The organism is Pseudomonas sp. S09G 359 (assembly GCF_002843605.1).
Lineage (GTDB): Bacteria > Pseudomonadota > Gammaproteobacteria > Pseudomonadales > Pseudomonadaceae > Aquipseudomonas.
Window position 1 is genome coordinate 3575358 of the sequence record NZ_CP025263.1, and the last position, 16980, is coordinate 3592337.

21 protein-coding genes are annotated in these 16980 nt (G+C 59.7%); 13 read left to right on the forward strand and 8 right to left on the reverse strand.

What is annotated here, in order from left to right; translation table 11 throughout:
- Positions 1-97 precede the first annotated feature (97 nt).
- Positions 98-619 (forward strand): lactoylglutathione lyase, encoded by a 522-nt coding sequence (gene gloA / locus CXQ82_RS16000; RefSeq protein ID WP_101270638.1) that lies wholly within the window; start codon positions 98-100, stop codon positions 617-619.
- 62 nt (positions 620-681) lie between these two features.
- Here the strand turns inward: gloA and ahpF are convergent, their stop codons facing one another.
- The 3 genes from ahpF to CXQ82_RS16015 all read right to left on the reverse strand — a co-directional run bounded on the left by ahpF (position 682) and on the right by CXQ82_RS16015 (position 4004).
- Positions 682-2247, reverse strand: a complete 1566-nt coding sequence (ahpF, locus tag CXQ82_RS16005) for an alkyl hydroperoxide reductase subunit F (protein WP_101270640.1) — start codon at positions 2245-2247, stop codon at positions 682-684.
- A 127-nt stretch (positions 2248-2374) separates the two neighbouring features.
- Positions 2375-2938, reverse strand: a complete 564-nt coding sequence (ahpC, locus tag CXQ82_RS16010; protein ID WP_101270642.1) for an alkyl hydroperoxide reductase subunit C — start codon at positions 2936-2938, stop codon at positions 2375-2377.
- 133 nt (positions 2939-3071) lie between these two features.
- On the reverse strand, positions 3072-4004 hold the full coding sequence (locus tag CXQ82_RS16015) for a site-specific integrase (RefSeq protein ID WP_101270644.1): 933 nt from the start codon (positions 4002-4004) through the stop codon (positions 3072-3074).
- Between the two features lie 170 nt (positions 4005-4174).
- Between CXQ82_RS16015 and CXQ82_RS16020 the strand changes: the two genes are divergently transcribed.
- A complete protein-coding gene (locus tag CXQ82_RS16020) occupies positions 4175-5182 on the forward strand; it encodes a DNA-binding protein (RefSeq protein ID WP_101270646.1) in 1008 nt (335 codons plus the stop codon).
- On the opposite strand, the gene gorA is transcribed toward CXQ82_RS16020, so the two are convergent.
- The gene (gene gorA / locus CXQ82_RS16025) at positions 5183-6541 is read right to left on the reverse strand and encodes a glutathione-disulfide reductase (RefSeq protein ID WP_101270649.1); all 1359 of its coding nucleotides are present in this window, start codon (positions 6539-6541) and stop codon (positions 5183-5185) included.
- Between the two features lie 105 nt (positions 6542-6646).
- Complete coding sequence (gene galU / locus CXQ82_RS16030; protein WP_101270651.1) at positions 6647-7486, reverse strand: UTP--glucose-1-phosphate uridylyltransferase GalU; 840 nt, start codon at positions 7484-7486, stop codon at positions 6647-6649.
- A 310-nt stretch (positions 7487-7796) separates the two neighbouring features.
- Here galU and CXQ82_RS16035 point away from each other — a divergent pair, with 310 nt between their 5' ends.
- Positions 7797-7982 carry a hypothetical protein gene (locus CXQ82_RS16035; protein WP_101270653.1) on the forward strand — a complete coding sequence of 62 codons (186 nt, stop codon included), beginning with the start codon at positions 7797-7799 and terminating at the stop codon, positions 7980-7982.
- Between the two features lie 145 nt (positions 7983-8127).
- Positions 8128-8409, forward strand: coding sequence for a hypothetical protein (locus CXQ82_RS16040; protein ID WP_101270655.1), 282 nt, complete (start codon positions 8128-8130; stop codon positions 8407-8409).
- Between the two features lie 9 nt (positions 8410-8418).
- Here the strand turns inward: CXQ82_RS16040 and CXQ82_RS16045 are convergent, their stop codons facing one another.
- The gene (locus CXQ82_RS16045; RefSeq protein WP_101270657.1) at positions 8419-8649 is read right to left on the reverse strand and encodes a hypothetical protein; all 231 of its coding nucleotides are present in this window, start codon (positions 8647-8649) and stop codon (positions 8419-8421) included.
- Positions 8650-8669: 20 nt separating this feature from the next.
- The gene (locus CXQ82_RS16050; RefSeq protein ID WP_101270659.1) at positions 8670-9020 is read right to left on the reverse strand and encodes a hypothetical protein; all 351 of its coding nucleotides are present in this window, start codon (positions 9018-9020) and stop codon (positions 8670-8672) included.
- 212 nt (positions 9021-9232) lie between these two features.
- Here CXQ82_RS16050 and CXQ82_RS16055 point away from each other — a divergent pair, with 212 nt between their 5' ends.
- The 4 genes from CXQ82_RS16055 to ada all read left to right on the forward strand — a co-directional run bounded on the left by CXQ82_RS16055 (position 9233) and on the right by ada (position 11520).
- Positions 9233-9535, forward strand: coding sequence for a DUF1883 domain-containing protein (locus CXQ82_RS16055; protein ID WP_065905452.1), 303 nt, complete (start codon positions 9233-9235; stop codon positions 9533-9535).
- A 25-nt stretch (positions 9536-9560) separates the two neighbouring features.
- Complete coding sequence (locus tag CXQ82_RS31450; protein ID WP_098467678.1) at positions 9561-9728, forward strand: hypothetical protein; 168 nt, start codon at positions 9561-9563, stop codon at positions 9726-9728.
- Between the two features lie 4 nt (positions 9729-9732).
- Positions 9733-10398 carry a DNA oxidative demethylase AlkB gene (alkB, locus tag CXQ82_RS16060; protein ID WP_101270661.1) on the forward strand — a complete coding sequence of 222 codons (666 nt, stop codon included), beginning with the start codon at positions 9733-9735 and terminating at the stop codon, positions 10396-10398.
- A 75-nt stretch (positions 10399-10473) separates the two neighbouring features.
- Positions 10474-11520 carry a bifunctional DNA-binding transcriptional regulator/O6-methylguanine-DNA methyltransferase Ada gene (ada, locus tag CXQ82_RS16065; RefSeq protein WP_101270663.1) on the forward strand — a complete coding sequence of 349 codons (1047 nt, stop codon included), beginning with the start codon at positions 10474-10476 and terminating at the stop codon, positions 11518-11520.
- Here the strand turns inward: ada and CXQ82_RS16070 are convergent.
- Complete coding sequence (locus CXQ82_RS16070) at positions 11517-12107, reverse strand: ABATE domain-containing protein (protein ID WP_101270665.1); 591 nt, start codon at positions 12105-12107, stop codon at positions 11517-11519. The two genes, ada and CXQ82_RS16070, sit on opposite strands and share 4 nt — an antisense overlap.
- Before the next feature lie 174 nt (positions 12108-12281).
- On the opposite strand from CXQ82_RS16070, the gene CXQ82_RS16075 reads away from it, so the two are divergent.
- The 5 genes from CXQ82_RS16075 to modC all read left to right on the forward strand — a co-directional run bounded on the left by CXQ82_RS16075 (position 12282) and on the right by modC (position 16975).
- Entirely contained in the window at positions 12282-13160 is an 879-nt protein-coding gene (locus CXQ82_RS16075) for an alpha/beta fold hydrolase (protein ID WP_101270667.1), read from the forward strand.
- Between the two features lie 109 nt (positions 13161-13269).
- Positions 13270-14331, forward strand: coding sequence for a nitronate monooxygenase family protein (locus CXQ82_RS16080; protein WP_101270669.1), 1062 nt, complete (start codon positions 13270-13272; stop codon positions 14329-14331).
- Between the two features lie 119 nt (positions 14332-14450).
- Positions 14451-15209, forward strand: coding sequence for a molybdate ABC transporter substrate-binding protein (gene modA / locus CXQ82_RS16085; RefSeq protein WP_101270671.1), 759 nt, complete (start codon positions 14451-14453; stop codon positions 15207-15209).
- Entirely contained in the window at positions 15210-15890 is a 681-nt protein-coding gene (gene modB, locus CXQ82_RS16090; RefSeq protein WP_101270673.1) for a molybdate ABC transporter permease subunit, read from the forward strand.
- Complete coding sequence (gene modC / locus CXQ82_RS16095; protein WP_177409911.1) at positions 15890-16975, forward strand: molybdenum ABC transporter ATP-binding protein; 1086 nt, start codon at positions 15890-15892, stop codon at positions 16973-16975. Before modB ends, modC begins: the two co-directional genes overlap by 1 nt.
- The last annotated feature ends 5 nt before the right edge of the window (positions 16976-16980 follow it).

The following is a 16980-nucleotide window of genomic DNA, read 5'->3' on the forward strand; positions in this document are numbered from 1 at the left end:
CCTGCGTATCATGGTTCGGCTGCACGGATGCTTGCCGCAAGCCAAGGGATCGCTCATTTTCTGGAGCCGCGTTTGCCCCATTTTTTCTGGAGGGCCCATGAGCCTGCACGAATTGAACACCTTCCCGGGCGTCACCGCCCAACCTGATACCGCCACCTCGAACTTCGTGTTCAACCACACCATGCTGCGCGTCAAGGACATCACCAAGTCGCTGGATTTCTACACCCGCGTGCTGGGTTTTTCCCTGGTTGAAAAACGTGACTTCCCGGAAGCCGAATTCAGCCTGTATTTCCTCGCCCTGGTGGACAAATCCCAGATCCCGGCCGACGCCGCCGCGCGTACCCAGTGGATGAAGTCGATCCCGGGGATCCTGGAACTGACCCACAACCACGGCACTGAAAACGATGCCGATTTTGCCTACCACAACGGCAACAGCGATCCGCGTGGCTTTGGCCATATCTGCATTTCGGTGCCGGATATCGTCGCTGCGTGCGAGCGTTTCGAAGCGCTGGGCTGTGACTTCCAGAAGCGCCTGAGCGACGGCCGCATGAAGAGCCTGGCCTTTATCAAAGACCCTGATGCTTACTGGGTCGAGATTATTCAGCCAGCACCGCTGTAAAAGTCTGAGACAATAAAAAACCCCATGATCGCTCATGGGGTTTTTCATTTCCGGGCCCGGGTTTATGCCGGGGCGGAAGTGCGGATCAGGTGGTCGAAAGCACTCAGGGAAGCCTTGGCACCCTCGCCTACGGCGATCACGATCTGCTTGTACGGCACAGTCGTGACGTCACCGGCAGCGAACACACCTGGCAGTGAAGTCTCGCCACGCGCGTCAACGATGATCTCGCCGCGCGGTGTCAGCTCCACGGTGCCTTTGAGCCAGTCGGTGTTCGGCAGCAAACCGATCTGTACAAAGATACCTTCCAGGTCGATGGTCTTGAACTCGCCGCTGTCGCGATCCTTGTACGCCAGGCCGGTGACTTTCTGGCCATCACCCTTGACTTCACTGGTCAGCGCGCTGGTGATCACGTCCACGTTCGGCAGGCTGTAGAGCTTGCGCTGCAACACCGCATCGGCGCGCAATTTGCTGTCGAACTCGAGCAGGGTCACGTGGCTGACGATACCGGCCAGGTCGATAGCCGCTTCAACACCGGAGTTACCGCCGCCGATCACCGCAACACGCTTGCCCTTGAACAACGGACCATCGCAGTGCGGGCAGAAGCACACGCCCTTGGCTTTGTATTCCTGCTCGCCCGGCACCCCCATTTCACGCCAGCGGGCGCCAGTGGCCAGGATCACGGTCTTGGACTTGAGGCTCGCACCGCTTTCAAAGCGGATTTCGTGCAAGTCACCGGCATTTTTTGCCGGGATCAAGCTACTGGCGCGCTGCAGGTTCATGATGTCCACGTCGTACTGACGTACGTGGGCTTCCAGGGCGCTGGCCAGTTTCGGGCCTTCGGTTTCCTGTACCGAAATAAAGTTCTCGATGGACATGGTGTCCAGCACTTGCCCGCCAAAACGTTCAGCGGCCACACCGGTGCGGATACCTTTACGTGCGGCGTAGATGGCTGCCGCAGAACCGGCTGGGCCGCCGCCGACGACCAACACGTCAAATGCGTCTTTGGCGCTGATTTTCTCCGCAGCTTTTTCGATACCGCTGGTGTCGAGCTTGGCGAGGATTTCTTCCAGGCCCATGCGGCCTTGGCCAAAGTTCACACCGTTGAGGTACACGCTTGGCACAGCCATGATCTGGCGCTCATCCACTTCCGCCTGGAACAGCGCGCCGTCGATGGCCACGTGGCGGATGTTTGGGTTGAGCACGGCCATCAGGTTCAGCGCCTGGACCACGTCCGGGCAGTTCTGGCACGACAACGAGAAGTAAGTCTCGAAGCTGAACTCGCCTTTGAGGGCGCGAATCTGTTCAATCACTTCGACACTGGCCTTCGACGGGTGGCCACCTACTTGCAGCAGGGCCAGCACCAACGAAGTGAATTCATGGCCCATGGGGATGCCGGCGAAACGCAAGCTGATATCGGCACCCGGGCGGTTGATGGAGAACGAAGGCTTGCGCACATCATCGCCATCGGTTTTCAGGGTAATCAGCGTAGTGAGGCTGACAACGTCCTGCAAAAGGGCAAGCATTTCCTGGGATTTCGCGCCGTCGTCGAGGGAGGCGACGATCTCGATCGGCTGGGTGACCCGTTCCAGGTATGACTTCAACTGAGCTTTAAGATTGGCGTCCAACATACGGGCGATTTCCTATTAATTCGGTTTATTGCAGACAAAAAAACGCCCGAGCGAATCTCGCCCGGGCGTTTTGAGGGCGGATGCAGCTTACTTAAGTGCGGAATACCGCCCTTGAGACTTCACAGACTTAGATCTTGCCGACCAGGTCCAGGGACGGAGCCAGGGTAGCCTCGCCTTCTTTCCACTTGGCTGGGCAGACTTCGCCTGGGTGGGCAGCAACGTACTGGGCAGCCTTGATTTTGCGCAGCAGCTCGGAAGCGTCACGGCCTACACCGCCGTCGTTCAGTTCAACGATCTTGATCTGACCTTCTGGGTTGATCACAAAAGTGCCACGGTCTGCCAGGCCAGCTTCTTCGATCAGTACGTCGAAGTTGCGGGAAATGGTCAGGGTTGGGTCGCCGATCATGGTGTACTGGATCTTGCCGATGGCTGGCGAGGTGTTGTGCCAGGCAGCGTGGGCGAAGTGGGTGTCGGTGGAAACGCTGTAGATTTCGACGCCCAGTTTCTGGAATTCGGCGTGATTGTCAGCCAGGTCTTCCAGCTCGGTTGGGCAAACGAAAGTGAAGTCGGCTGGGTAGAAGAAGAATACGGACCACTTACCTTTCAGGTCAGCTTCCGACACATCTACGAAGTTGCCGTTTTTGAAGGCGGTCGCTTTGAACGGTTTTACTTGGCTGTTGATGATAGGCATCGTTGACTCTCCGTCAGGGGTTAAGAAGTTGATGAAGTGAATCCTACCGACTCTCTCGGCGGATGGCTCATTGGCAAACCTGATGCTGACGATTGGTTTTCCCTATCAGGTGACTGTATTAATAGAAGAAATCTCAAAGCAGCGGTTGCGTCGCCAAGGTCATCCCGAGAAACGGCGTCGTTTCAACATAGCGCATGGCAGATTTCATGTCGCTCCAACCGACGTAACTCATCAGTGATTTCAAATCCCAGCCGCTGCGATGGGCCCAAGTGGCGAAACCACGACGCAAGGAGTGGCTGGTGTATTGCTCGGCGGGGATGCCGGCGCGCGCCAATGCCTGGCGCAACAGCGGGATGACACTGTTGGGGTGCAGGCCCTCCTCCCCCAGGTTGCCCCAGCGATCGATACCGCGAAACACCGGGCCGCGCACCAGCGCAGAGGCGCAGAGCCATTCGCTGTAGGCCTGCACCGGGCACAGGCGCAGCAGTGCCGGGGTGTGATAGGTCTTGCCGAGGTTGTCGCGGTCAGTTTTGCTGCGCGGCAGGTAGATGCTGATACCGGCACCCGGCGTGGCCCGCACATGCTCGATGTCCAGGCGGCACAACTCATCACTGCGAAAGCCGCGCCAGAAGCCCAGCAGGATCAAGGCGCTGTCGCGCTTGGCACGCAGCAGCCGCGGCTGGTCGTGCGTGCGCGTTGCCTCTTTCGCCTCGACCTCAAGCGACGCCACCACCTGCTCCAGGTGCTTGAGCTGCAAAGGCTCGGCCTGCTTCTCCTGTGCCGGGTGCACGGCACGAATGCCCTTGAGCACCTTGCGCACCACCGGTGCCTTGGTCGGGTCGGGAAACCCTTGGCTGGTGTGCCACTGCGCCAATGCCGAGAGCCGCAACTTCAGCGTGTTCACCGCCAGCACCCCGGCATGCGCCACCAGGTAGCGCGCCACGCTGTCACCCGTCGCAGGCAGGAACCCACCCCAACTGACTTCGAAGTGTTCGATGGCCGCGCGATAACTGCGGCGCGTGTTATCGCGTGTCGCGGCGTTGAGGTAACGATCCAGATCGCTCATGAAAGGCCTATTCGTACTGCTATGGGGTGCTACAGGGGGCAAAACCGTTATGACACGGGATAATACGCCAATATCCCATCTGTTAAATCATGAATTTAAACGAGTTTTTATCCGTGCTATAGTATGTATATACATAATACATACCACAGTACTAAATCGACGGAGACCCCATGGCTCGCGGCGGCATCAACAAAGCAGTAGTTCAAACGGCACGCCTGGCGATCCTCGCCCGCGGCGAAAACCCCAGCATCGATGCGGTACGCATCGAAATGGGCAATACCGGCTCGAAAACCACGATTCATCGCTATTTGAAGGAGTTGGACGAGAGCGAAACCCGCCTGACCATCACCGAAGCGCCCATCGATGACGAGCTGGGCGAACTGGTTGCGCGGCTGGCACAACGCCTGAAAGACAAGGCCCAGGAGCCCATCGACCTGGCCCAGGCGCAGTTCGAACAACAGAAAGCCGCCCTGCTCGCCCAGCTGGCGACACTCGAGGAGGCCCACGGCCAGCTCCGCCAGCAAAGCGATATCCAGGCCGCAGCTCTGGCAGAAGAAAGTGCCGCACTGCACATCGCCAGCACCAGCCTGCAGACCGAACAAACCCGTAACGCCGGGCTCAGCCAGGCGTGCAGCGATTACGAGCTACGCATTAACGACAAGGACGAACAGATTCGTTCGCTGGAAGAAAAGCACCTGCACGCTCGCGACGCCCTTGAGCATTACCGCAATGCAATCAAGGAACAGCGTGAACAGGAGCAGCGCCGACATGAAGGCCAACTGCAACAGCTCCAGGCCGAATTGCGCCAGGCCCAGCAAAGCGCCATGGTGCGTCAGGATGAAATCACCCAACTGCACCGTGACAACGAGCGGCTATTGATTGAGCACCGGGTAACCACGAAGGAGCTGGCAGCCCAACAGGAGCAGGCCCGCAAAGATCAGGCCCAGCAACTCAAGCTGAGCGAGCAGATGAACCTGATCGACAACGAGCGCACGCTGCTGCAAGAACGCCTGCGGGTGGCCGCACTGGAAAGCCAGTCACGCCAGGACGCGCTGACCGAACACCAGCGCATCCACAAAACCCTGGAACTGGACCTGATCAAGGCCCAGGCCACGATCGAGGCATTGCGCCTGGCCGCCGTCGTTGCAACGGCGCCAGAGGCAACCCCTCAAGCTTGATCAGTTGGCCACAGGTGTGCGCATGGTGACGAACTCTTCCGCCGCCGTGGGGTGCACGCCGATGGTTTCGTCGAAATGCTGCTTGGTCGCGCCCGCCTTGAGCGCGATCGCCAGGCCCTGCACGATTTCACCCGCGTCCGGGCCGACCATGTGGCAACCCAGCACCTTGTCGGTGTCGGCGTCGACCACCAGCTTCATCAAGGTTTTTTCCTGGCACTCGGTCAAGGTCAACTTCATCGGGCGGAAGCGGCTTTCGAAGATCTGGACCTTATGGCCCTGCTCTTTGGCTTCTTCTTCCGACAGGCCGACGGTGCCGATATTCGGCAGGCTGAACACCGCCGTCGGGATCATGGCGTAGTCCACCGGGCGATACTGCTCAGGCTTGAACAGTCGACGCGCCACTGCCATGCCTTCAGCCAGGGCCACCGGCGTGAGCTGCACGCGGCCGATCACATCGCCAATGGCCAGGATCGACGATTCAGCTGTCTGGTACAGGTCGTCCACTTCGACAAAGCCACGCTTGTCGAGTTTGACGCCGGTATTTTCCAGCCCCAGGTTGTCCAGCATCGGACGGCGGCCGGTGGCGTAGAACACGCAATCGGCTTCCAGCACCCGGCCGTCTTTCAAGGTGGCCTTGAGGCTGCCATCGGCCTGCTTGTCGATACGCTCGATATCGGCATTGAACTGCAAGTCCAGACCGCGCTTGGTCAGCTCTTCCTTCAGGTGCGTGCGTACCGCGCCGTCAAAGCCGCGCAGGAACAGGTCACCGCGATACAGCAGCGTGGTTTGCGCGCCCAGCCCGTGGAAAATCCCGGCGAACTCGACGGCTATATATCCGCCACCCACCACCAGTACGCGCTTGGGCAGTTCTTTAAGGAAAAACGCCTCATTGGAGCCAATTGCGTGCTCACGCCCTGGAATCTCGGGGATCTGCGGCCAACCACCGGTTGCGATCAGGATGTGCTTGGCGGTGAAACGCTCACCGTTGATTTCCACCTGGTGCGGGTCGACCACGCGCGCGTGCCCTTCATGCAGGGTCACGCCGCTATTGACCAGCAGGTTGCGGTAAATGCCGTTAAGGCGGTTGATCTCGCGATCTTTGTTGGCGATCAAGGTCGCCCAATCAAAGTTCGCCTCGCCCAAGGACCAGCCAAACCCGCTGGCTTGCTCAAAATCTTCGGCAAAATGCGCACCGTACACCAACAGTTTCTTTGGCACACAGCCCACGTTTACGCAGGTACCGCCCAGGTAGCGGCTTTCGGCCACGGCCACCTTGGCACCAAAACCTGCGGCAAAGCGCGCCGCGCGAACACCGCCAGAACCGGCGCCAATTACATACAGGTCAAAATCGTAGGCCATTTCACTCTCCTCGGCAGGACATCAGCATACCGACTTACATGGGGCTGAAAAACGAAAAAGCCACCCTAAGGTGGCTTTCTCTCAAAACAGCTGGGCTTGTATGAATCAGTAAGCCTTGCCAGTCTTGTAGAAGTGCTCGTAGCAGAAGTTGGTCGCTTCGATGTAGCCTTCAGCGCCGCCGCAGTCGAAACGCTGGCCCTTGAATTTGTAGGCAATTACGCAACCGTCTTTGGCTTGCTTGAGCAAGGCGTCGGTGATCTGGATTTCGCCGCCCTTGCCTGGCTCGGTTTCTTCGATCAGCTTGAAGATGTCCGGAGTCAGGATGTAACGGCCGATGATCGCCAAGTTCGACGGAGCATCTTCCGGTGCTGGTTTTTCAACCATGTCACGTACGCGGATCAGGCCATCACCAATGTCGTCGCCGGCGATAACCCCGTACTTGTTGGTTTCTTCCGGGTTCACTTCCATCACGGCAACGATGGTGCAGCGGTATTTCTGGTAGAGCTTGACCATCTGGGTCAGCACGCCGTCGCCTTCCAGGTTTACACACAGGTCATCCGCCAGTACCACGGCGAACGGCTCGTCACCGATCAGCGGGCGGCCAGTCAGGATGGCGTGGCCGAGGCCTTTCATCTGGGTCTGACGGGTGTAGGAGAACGAGCACTCGTCGAGCAGTTTGCGGATACCAACCAGGTATTTTTCCTTGTCGGTGCCCTTGATCTGGTTTTCCAGCTCGTAGCTGATGTCAAAGTGGTCTTCCAGCGCGCGCTTACCACGGCCGGTCACGATGGAGATTTCGTTCAAGCCGGCATCCAGTGCCTCTTCGACGCCGTACTGAATCAGTGGCTTGTTCACCACCGGCAGCATCTCTTTGGGCATGGCCTTGGTCGCTGGCAAGAAGCGAGTGCCGTAACCGGCTGCTGGGAACAAGCATTTCTTGATCATATGGGTCCTTACAAAGGGCTGTGCGTACGAAATTCGGCGCAGTCTAATCAGGCCGCAGTCACCTTACAATGGGGCCTGCTGGCGTTGCGATGTCATCATAGAGAAAAAATGTCGGCGTAAGTTCCGCACATCTTGCGAAGAGCTTCACCACCGACACGCCAGAAAACGCCTGCGCCTCAACATTTAATAGGGCTGCAACCGTTTTAGCATGCTTTTGCGCTGGAAACACTGACCTGCAATAACATACGCGGCCCAGTGACATTTGGCGCTATCATTAGGGCCTTGAACCAGACCACGAGATTGTTAATAGATGTCAGAACCAAAAGGCGTGAACGGCTACCTGATCACAAAACGAGCGGACGGTTGGCACCTGATCAACTTCCACGGAGACAGCGTCGCCGGGGCATTCGCAACCGAACAGCAAGCTATTGCGGTAGCTGAAGTGTTTGTGGATGAAGCGGGCCACGCCTCGAGCAAGCGCCCGAAGACCAAGTAAGCCTCGCCGTGCCATGCAAAAAGCCCCATTAACGGGGCTTTTTTTGTGTTTGTCTGTACCCAGATGGCAGATCGCTATAATCTTCCGCAAACGCCCCACGACAGTGTCCGCGCGCGCCCTCCAACACCCTTGACGACGAACCCACATGAACAAGATTCTGGCACTGATTGCGGTACTGGCGATGACCGGCTGCACCACCACCTCTGACGTCTACCTGAAAAACGGTGAGCAAGGCCTCACCATCGACTGCTCGGGCGAAGCCAACTCTTGGGCCAGTTGCTACGAAAAAGCCGATGCCTCTTGCGCCGGCACCGGCTATCGCATCGTCGGTACCGAGGGTACGCCATCCCTGAAAGAAAGTGACAAGACCCTGGGCCAGGACGTGGGCAACTACAAAAGTCGCAGCGTTGTGGTGGTGTGCAAGTAACCCCTGGGGTTACAGATGGATCTCGGCAAACTTGATGCCCAGCTCCCGAAGGATTTCGCTCAGCCCGTCCAGGCTGGCAAATGACTCGACCTCATCCTGATCATCCACCAGGAAAAAGCTACGCCCGCCGCTCTTCTTGAAAAACACGATCCACTCGCCAAGGGCAGCCGGGTTCTGGATGACATGGGTAGCCGAGATTTGCCCCTCGGCATGGCGGGCTTTGACATCTTCACGTTTCATATCGGGTTTCCGCAACGGCATCAGCCGGAGATGCACTCTTCACCGGCTTTTTTCACATCAGCCGGGCGAATAGGCACATTGGACATGCTCTCGTAGAGCTTGATGCTGCTACCGCTGGAGCGTTCTTCAATCTCGAAAATCGCCGCTGGATCAGCTGAAAACTTCTGCGGCACGATAACTTGTACGCCTTCTTTATGCGGCTCGATCTGTGGCGGACGACGGGTTGCGGACAATTTACGCACCACGCAGGCTGCATATTCCTGCGGTTTTTTCCCTGAGATGACTGCCAGCGTCGGCGGCGTCTGCTTGATATCTGCAACCGAAGCACACCCACCTATCGCCAAGGCCAGAACCAACACACTCCACTTCATACAAAACCTCCGATAAAGACCGTACGACAGCGGGGATGGTAAATTTCTCCCGCCAACGTAGGATTTATCCCTGATAACTCGGTAAATAACTGTTTTAAATTGTCGATCCCGTTGAACACGGGTCGATAATAAACGCGCTGAGGCTGATAAACTCCATCTTAACCTACGTATCGTTCTGATTTTTCAGAAAAAGCCCTTCTGGAGACACCCTCATGAAATTCATCCACCAGCGCGAGCACCTCAACGAGGGAGACATTGTCGTCATCGAATGCTCGCAGACATGTAATATTCGTCTGATGAGCGACGCCAACTTTCGCAGCTTCAAGAACGGCGGCCGCCATACCTACCACGGTGGTGCCTTCGACAAATTCCCCGCCAAAATCACCGCACCGAGCACCGGGTTCTGGAACATCACCCTGGACGTGGTCACCCGTCGGGCGATCAGCGTGACCAAAAAGCCTGCGTTGTCCCACAAGATCCGCATTGTACGTCGTACCAGCTCCAAGCTGAGCTGAGCCGAACTTCCTACAGGAAATAGCCGTGACTGCCACCACCAAATACGTCATCAAGTACAAGCTCAACGGCGAACGCCGTTTTGAGTTCGCCCAGTTGCACACCAACAGCGTGGAAGAAGCCAAGCAAGCCCTGGCCAAAATTCACGATGCCAGTGATGAAATCACCGACATCAACGTGAGTAAGGCGCTGTAAGGCCATGCCTGGCCCGACTGCCGACCTGTTCGCCGATGACGCCCTGCAACAACCCGCCGGGCGCGAGCAAATCGGCGAACAGTCCTACGTGCTAAGGGGCTACGCCCTGCCCTGGATTGAACGCCTTCTGCCTGAGCTGCGGCGTGTACTGGCTCAATCGCCGTTTCGGCAAATGGTCACCCCCGGTGGCTTTACCATGTCGGCGGCGTTAAGCAGTTGCGGTGACCTGGGCTGGACCACCGATGCAACCGGCTACCGCTACACGCCCATCGACCCGCGCAGCCAGCAAGCCTGGCCCGCCATGCCGGACACCTTGCGCCAATTGGCCGAACTGGCGGCGGCAGAGGCCGGGTTTGCCCACTTCAGCCCCGATGCCTGCCTGATCAACCGCTACGTACCGGGCGCCAAGATGTCCTTGCATCAAGACAAGAATGAACGCCGCTACAGTGAGCCTGTGGTGTCGGTGTCCCTCGGGCTGCCAGCGATTTTCCTGTTTGGTGGTCACGAGCGCAGCAGCAAAACGCAAAAAGTTTCGCTGTTCCATGGCGATGTGGTGGTCTGGGGCGGGGTCGATCGCCTGCGTTTTCATGGGGTGATGCCGATCAAGGAAGGCGTGCATCCGGTGATGGGCCCGCAGCGCATCAACCTGACGTTCCGTACCGCTGGCTGATTTGACCGCAAGCTTCGGAGTGCCAGGCGCGTGCGGCACGGCTAATCTGGCCTGGCCCCGTCACGAGTGCCGACCATGACTACCGAACAAGACCCCCGCTGGGCTGCGATTCTCGCCCGCGACCCCAAGGCCGACACGCTGTTCGTCTACGGCGTCAAGACCACTGGCGTGTATTGCCGACCCAGCAGTGCCTCGCGCTTGCCGCGCGCGGAAAATATCGAGTTCTTCGACACCCCGGCGCAAGCCGAGGCGGCCGGCTATCGCGCCAGCAAACGCGCGGCCGGCGACCAGACTCAAGTTGCCGCACACCATGGCCAACTGGTGGCCGAAGCATGCCGGCACATCGAGCAGGCCGACACCCCGCCCACACTGAACACCCTGGCAGCCCAGGCCGGCCTCAGCCCGTTCCATTTTCACCGCGTATTCAAGGCGGTGACCGGCCTGACCCCCAAGGGCTACGCCAGCGCCCACCGTTCACGCAAGGTGCGCGCCGGGCTCAAGGGCCAGCACTCGGTGACGGATGCGCTGTACGACGCGGGGTTCAACTCCAACAGCCGCTTTTATGAATCGGCTGACCAGTTGCTGGGCATGAAGCCCAGTGACTACAAGGCAGGTGGCACCAACAATGTAATCCTGTTCGCCGTTGGGCAGTGCTCGCTGGGGGCGATTCTGGTGGCGCAAAGCACCCGTGGCGTCTGCGCGATTCTGTTGGGGGATGACCCGGATAAACTGGTGCGCGACCTCCAGGACCAATTTCCCAAAGCCGACCTGGTAGGCGCCGACACGCGCTTCGAACAGTTGATCGCCCAAGTGGTGGGGTTTGTCGAAGCGCCCGCCTTGGGCCTGGACCTGCCGCTGGACCTGCGCGGCACCGCGTTTCAAGAGCGCGTATGGCAGGCCTTGCGCGAAATTCCGGTAGGCAGCACGGCCAGCTACGCGCAGATTGCCGAGCGCATCGGCGCGCCCAAATCGTTTCGCGCGGTGGCCCAGGCGTGCGGAGCCAACAGCCTGGCAGTTGCGATCCCCTGTCACCGCGTGGTGCGCAGCAACGGTGACGTGTCGGGTTACCGCTGGGGCGTCGAGCGCAAGCGCCAATTGCTCGAGCGCGAACGCCAGCGCTAGAGCAACTTGCGCTTACGAAATTGCGCAACCTTATGCCGGTTGCCGCACAGCGCCATGCTGCACCAGCGGCGTTTGTGTGCTTTGGTGCGATCGTAAAACCACAGCACACACTCGGGATGCTCGCAGGTGCGGATCAGGCTGAAGTCACCCAGCACCAACAGGCCTGCAGCGGCCTCGGCAATCGTTGACAGGAACTGCTCCGGGGTTTGCGTCTTGCGCTGACGCTCCAACTGCAGTTCGCCCGACGCCGGCCACGCCAGTTGCGGATGGCTGACGGCTTTGCGCAAAAAGCCATTGAGCGCAGTCGGATCGCCTTGTTTCCCGGCCTTGCGCTGCTCCAGCAGATCGCGGATCACTTCTCGCAAGGCCACGGCCGTCGCCACTAGCGCGCCCGGTTCAAAGGCCGGCACCGCGCCCTCCTCGACCCACCCCAACCGTACCAGCCAGCGTTCGACATCCGCGTCGCCTTGCCAGAAATCGAAGGGTTCGCCGTCGATATTGGCACGCGTGTTAAGCATATCCAGCACCGGGTCATCGGCCAGTACATAGGGTTCCAGGGGCGCAACGGGAGGTGCGGAAGTAGCCATGGTCAATCCTCATGAGAGCCCCGACATCGTAACCGCTATTTACGTGCATGGATAGTTACGAAGCACGGAAAACTAACCCGATAAATTAATTTGACAGGTTACATTTTAAGGCGCAGCTTTTTAATTCGGTAACCCGTATATCAACTTTATCAAGTTACAAAAGGTGCTCTCAGCATGACTACTCAAGCTCCCGTTGTTCACTACCGTCACGTCGATGTCGATGGCGTGCGCATGTTCTACCGTGAGGCCGGCGACCCAGCCGCCCCGGTCATGCTGCTGTTGCATGGTTTTCCCAGCTCGTCGCATATGTACCGCAACCTGATCCCGCTGCTAGCCACGCGCTTCCGGGTGATTGCCCCAGACCTGCCGGGTTTCGGCTTCACCGAAGTACCCACTGAGCGCGATTACGTCTACAGCTTCGACAACCTGGCGATTACCACGGGGCATTTTGTCGAGGCATTGGGCCTCAGCCGCTACGCCCTGTATGTCTTCGATTACGGCGCGCCGGTCGGCCTGCGCCTGGCGGTGGCGCACCCGGAGCGGGTCAGCGCGCTGGTTTCGCAGAATGGCAACGCTTACCTGGAAGGCCTGGGCGATGCCTGGTCGCCGATTCACGCCTACTGGGCCGAGCCGAGCCAGGCCAACCGCGAGGTGATTCGCAACGCGGTGATCAGCCTCGAAGGCACGCGCTACCAGTATTTGCACGGCGTGAGCCAGCCGGAACGGGTGGCGCCGGAGTCGTATATGCTCGACGTGCTGCTGATGCAGCGGCCTGGCAATGACGAGATCCAACTGGACCTGTTCCTCGACTACCGCAACAACCTCACGCTGTACCCGGCATTCCAGGCGTTTTTCCAGGCCACCCAGGTGCCAGCACTGGTGATCTGGGGCCAGAACGACCCGTTCTTCATCCCGCCAGGAGCCCATGCCTACACCCGTGATAACGCCAATGCCGTGGTGGAGCTGCTCGATACCGGCCACTTCGCCCTGGAAACCCATGCCGAGCACATCGCCCAGCGGATCCATGCCGTGCTGGGGCACGCCATAGACTGATGACACCGCACGAAACGCGCGTTTCGTCCAGTGAATAAAACAGAGTGGCCGGGTGCCAAGGGCCCTGTTAAAACAGCGCAAAGTCCTATTCACGCTGGAGAAACATCCCATGAGCACCTGGCCAGACACGCGCATTCTTGACCTGCTGGGCATTGAAGTGCCGATCATCCAGGCGCCTATGGCGGTAGGGACGACCACCGCCATGGTTATCGCTGCCAGTAATGCCGGTGCGCTGGGTTCCATGCCTGCCGCCGCACTGAGTATCGAGCAGCTGCGTGAAGCGCTGACCACCATTCGCCAGGCCAGCACGCGGCCGCTCAACGTGAATTTTTTCTGTCACCAGCCACCCGCGCCCGACACTGCGCGCGATAAACGCTGGAAGGACCTGCTGGAACCCTACTACCGTGAGCTGGGCGCCGATTTTGACGCGCCAACGCCCATCTCCAACCGCGAACCGTTCAATGACGCCGCCTGCCGCGTGGTTGAAGAGTTTCGCCCGGAAGTCGTCAGTTTCCACTTTGGCTTGCCGGAAAAATCCCTGCTGGACCGAGTGAAAGCCACCGGCGCCAAAGTGCTGTCGTCCGCCACTACCGTTGAAGAGGCGATCTGGCTGGAACAACACGGCTGCGATGCCATCATCGCCATGGGCGTTGAAGCGGGCGGCCACCGTGGGATTTTCCTCAGCGAGGACCTCAACACCCAGATCGGTTTGTTTGCGCTGTTGCCGCAAATCGTCGATGCCGTCAGCGTGCCGGTGATTGCCGCCGGCGGCATCGGCGATGCACGCGGCATTGTCGCGGCATTCGCCCTCGGCGCCTCGGCGGTGCAGATTGGCACTGCGTACCTGTTCACCCCCGAGGCGAACGTGACCGCTTCCCACCACCATGCGCTGCGCCACGCCCAGGCCAGCGAAACCGCACTGACCAACCTGTTCACCGGGCGCCCGGCGCGAGGGATCGTCAACCGGGTGATGCGCGAGCTGGGTGCGATCAACCCCGCAGCGCCCGCTTTTCCTACATCGGGCGGTGCACTGATTCCGCTCAAGGCCAAGGATGAAGCCGGTTTCAGTAACCTGTGGGCGGGCCAGGCGCTGCGGCTCGGCAAAGACATCGGCACTTACGAGCTGACCCGCGAGCTAGCCGAACAGGCGTTGGCGAAACTCCAACGATAGAACCTGCACCTGAAGCAACTTTGCACTGTACCGGCAATGGCCAACCGCTATATATTCCCATACATAGCGGTTAAGCCTTCTCCCTATAACAAGCCGGACAATCCCCAAGGAGCTGCTTCATGAAGATTCATGCCTCACGCCTGGCCATGCTGGTCGCCGCGCTCGCCTTCGGTTCGGCGCACGCCGATGAAGTCCAGGTGGCCGTGGCCGCCAACTTCACCGCGCCGATCCAGGCGATTGCCGCCGACTTCGAAAAAGACACCGGGCACAAGCTGGTTGCGGCCTACGGCGCCACCGGGCAGTTCTACACCCAGATCAAGAACGGCGCGCCGTTCGAAGTGTTCCTGAGCGCCGACGACACCACCCCGCAAAAACTCGAAGCCGAAGGCGACACCGTCAAAGGCTCGCGCTTCACTTACGCCGTGGGCACCCTGGCATTGTGGTCGGCCAAAGAAGGTTATGTGGACGCCAAGGGCGAGGTATTGAAGAAGGACCAATTCAAGCACCTGTCCATCGCCAACCCCAAAGCCGCGCCTTACGGCCTGGCCGCCACCCAGGTATTGGCCAAAGAAGGCCTGACCGAGCAGGTCAAGGACAAGATCGTCGAAGGCCAGAACATCACCCAGGCCTATCAGTTTGTGTCCACCGGTAATGCCGAGTTGGGTTTTGTCGCCTTGTCGCAGATCTATAAAGACGGCAAAGTCACCAGCGGTTCGGCGTGGATCGTCCCGGCCTCCATGCACGACCCGATCAAACAGGACGCGGTAATCCTCACCAAGGGCAAGGACAGCGCAGCTGCCAAAGCGCTGGTCGAGTACCTCAAGGGGCCAAAAGCCGCGGCCGTCATCAAGTCCTATGGTTACGAGCTGGCCAAGTAAATGCCGTTATCGAGTGCCGATTTTTCCGCTATCTGGTTGACCATCAAACTGGCGTCACTGACCACCGTGATCCTGCTGGTCATCGGCACTCCGATTGCGCTGTGGCTGTCGCGCACCCGCTCGTGGTGGCGCGGGCCCATCGGGGCAATCGTCGCCTTGCCGTTGGTGTTGCCGCCAACGGTAATCGGTTTCTACCTGCTGTTGACCATGGGCCCCAATGGCTACTTCGGCCAGTTCACCCAATGGCTGGGCCTGGGCACCCTTACCTTCAGCTTCGCCGGGCTGGTGATTGGCTCGGTGATCTATTCCATGCCGTTTGTGGTGCAGCCGTTGCAAAACGCCTTCTCCGCGATCGGCACCCGCCCGCTGGAAGTGGCCGCGACCCTGCGCGCCAACCCGTGGGACACGTTCTTCAGCGTCATCCTGCCCCTGGCGCGCCCGGGGTTTATTACCGCGGCCATCCTCGGGTTTGCGCATACCGTTGGCGAGTTCGGCGTGGTGCTGATGATCGGCGGCAATATCCCTGACAAAACCCGCGTGGTCTCGGTGCAGATCTACGACCATGTCGAAGCCATGGAATATGCCCAGGCCCATTGGCTGGCAGGCTCCATGGTGGTGTTCGCGTTCCTCGTGTTGCTGGCGTTGTACTCCAGCCGTAAAACCCGGATGGGCTGGAGCTGATGTCGATGATTGATGTGCGCCTGCAACTCAAGTATTCCGGCTTTACCCTGGACGTTGACCTGCACCTGCCCGGGCGCGGCGTGACGGCGCTGTACGGGCATTCCGGCTCCGGCAAGACCACCTGCCTGCGCTGCATCGCCGGGCTGGAGCGCGCCGGGGACGGGTTTATCCAGATCAACGATGAGGTCTGGCAAGACAGCCGCAGCGGGTTATTCGTGCCGCCACACAAGCGGGCGCTGGGGTATGTGTTTCAAGAGGCGAGCCTGTTCGCGCATTTGTCGGTACTGGCCAACCTGGAATTCGGCCTCAAGCGCATCCCGCGCACGCAACGCCGGGTCGACATGGCCCACGCCACCGAGCTGCTGGGGATCGGCCACTTGCTGGATCGCAACCCGCAGCATTTGTCCGGCGGCGAGCGCCAGCGCATCGGCATCGCCCGCGCCCTGCTCACCAGCCCTCGCCTGCTCTTGATGGATGAACCGCTGGCCGCCCTCGACAGCCAGCGCAAAGGCGAAATCCTGCCCTACCTCGAACGCCTGCATGATGAGCTGGATATTCCGGTGCTGTATGTCAGCCATGCCCAGGACGAGGTGGCGCGCCTGGCCGATCACATCGTATTGCTCAGCGACGGCAAGGCCCTGGCCAGCGGCCCCATTGGCGAAACCCTGGCGCGGCTCGACCTGCCCATGGCACTGGGGGATGACGCCGGCGTGGTGGTCAACGGCAACGTCAGTGCCTACGACGAGCACTACCAGTTGCTGACGCTGCAACTGCCCGGCAGCGCGCAGCACCTGCGCGTGGCGCATGCACCGATGGCGGTGGGCAAGACACTGCGGGTAAAAGTACAGGCGCGGGACGTGAGCCTCAGCCTGCAGGCCGAGGAACACAGCAGCATCCTCAACCGCCTGCCGGTGACGGTCACCCAGGAGGTGGCGGCGGATAACAGCGCCCACGTGCTGGTGCGCCTGGACGCCGATGGCACGCCACTACTGGCACGGATCACGCGTTTTTCCCGCGACCAGTTGCAACTGCACCCCGGCCAGCAGCTGTGGGCGCAGATCAAGGCCGTCGCGGTATTGGCCTAGCAAAC